Annotated in this window: 1 protein-coding gene and 1 other RNA gene; both read left to right on the forward strand. The window is 69.5% G+C overall.

The features are described from left to right. Positions 1-31: 31 nt before the first annotated feature. Positions 32-128: signal recognition particle sRNA small type (gene ffs / locus FNH08_RS49915), an RNA gene on the forward strand. A gap of 104 nt (positions 129-232) precedes the next feature. After that, positions 233-1,566: DNA polymerase III subunit gamma and tau (locus FNH08_RS49920; RefSeq protein ID WP_322726673.1), on the forward strand; the 1,334-nt coding region annotated here is incomplete at its 3' end.

The following is a 1,566-nucleotide window of genomic DNA, read 5'->3' on the forward strand; positions in this document are numbered from 1 at the left end:
CGGGAGGGGGTGGTGGATCGGGTAGGCTGGGGGCAGCCCCTCACGCGGCGCTATCTGACTGAACTCCCCCAGGGCCGGAAGGCAGCAAGGGTAGGTTGGCTCTGGCGGGTGCGTGGGGGGTCTTCTGTGTTTCCGGGCCGCTGGGTCAGTGCTTGCATGTGATCTTGTCCCGTCTGCGTGCGATCTCGAGGGCCCGGCCGGGTTGTCAGTGGGCGGCTATAACCTCGTATGCGTGTCGTCTCTCGCGCTGTACCGCCGTTATCGCCCGGAGTCGTTCGCCGAGGTCATCGGGCAGAAGCATGTCACTGACCCGCTGCAGCAGGCGCTGCGGAACAACCGGGTCAATCACGCGTACCTGTTCAGCGGTCCGCGTGGGTGCGGGAAGACGACCAGTGCGCGGATCCTCGCCCGGTGTCTGAACTGCGAGCAGGGGCCCACGCCGACGCCCTGTGGTGAGTGCCAGTCCTGTCAGGACCTCGCGCGGAACGGGCCGGGGTCCATCGACGTGATCGAGATCGACGCCGCTTCGCACGGTGGTGTTGATGATGCTCGTGAGCTGCGGGAGAAGGCGTTCTTCGGGCCCGCCGGCAGCCGGTACAAGATCTACATCATCGACGAGGCCCACATGGTCACCTCGGCCGGGTTCAACGCGCTGCTGAAGGTGGTCGAGGAGCCACCGGAGCATCTCAAGTTCATTTTCGCGACCACCGAGCCCGAGAAGGTCATCGGGACGATTCGGTCGCGTACGCATCACTATCCGTTCCGGCTCGTGCCGCCCGGGACCCTGCGGGACTACCTCGGCGATGTGTGCGGGCGGGAGGAGATCCCCGTTGAGGACGGAGTGCTGCCGCTCGTTGTGAGGGCGGGGGCCGGGTCCGTGCGTGACTCCATGTCCGTCATGGATCAGCTGCTGGCGGGGGCGGCCGAAGACGGCGTCACGTATGCCATGGCCACCTCGCTGCTGGGGTACACGGACGGTTCCTTGCTCGACTCCGTCGTCGAGGCGTTCGCGGCGGGGGACGGGGCCGCCGCGTTCGAGGTCGTGGACCGGGTCATCGAGGGCGGGAACGATCCGCGGCGGTTCGTCGCGGACCTGCTGGAGCGGCTGCGGGACCTGGTGATCCTGGCCGCCGTCCCGGACGCGGCGGAGAAGGGCCTCATCGACGCGCCCGCCGACGTGGTGGAGCGGATGCAGGCCCAGGCCGGGGTCTTCGGTGCCGCCGAGCTGAGCCGGGCCGCCGATCTCGTCAATGAGGGGTTGACGGAGATGCGGGGAGCCAATGCGCCCCGCCTGCAACTGGAGCTGATCTGCGCGCGCGTGATGCTGCCGGCGGCGTACGGCGATGAGCGTTCCGTCATGGCCCGCCTCGACCGGATCGAGCGCGGGGTGAACTTCTCCGGGGGCGCGGCCGGACCCGCCATGGGGTACGTGCCCGGGCCTGACGCTCACGGGTACGCGGGGGCGCCTGGCGGAGGGCCCGCTGGTCAGGATGCCGCTGCGGCGGCCGGAGTTCAGCCTGTTCCTTCTGCCGTTCCGCCTGGGGGTGGGCCCGCGGCGGCCCGGGC

The sequence above is a fragment of the Streptomyces spongiae genome (assembly GCF_009377185.1).
In the GTDB taxonomy this organism is placed as follows: Bacteria; Actinomycetota; Actinomycetes; order Streptomycetales; family Streptomycetaceae; genus Streptomyces; species Streptomyces spongiae.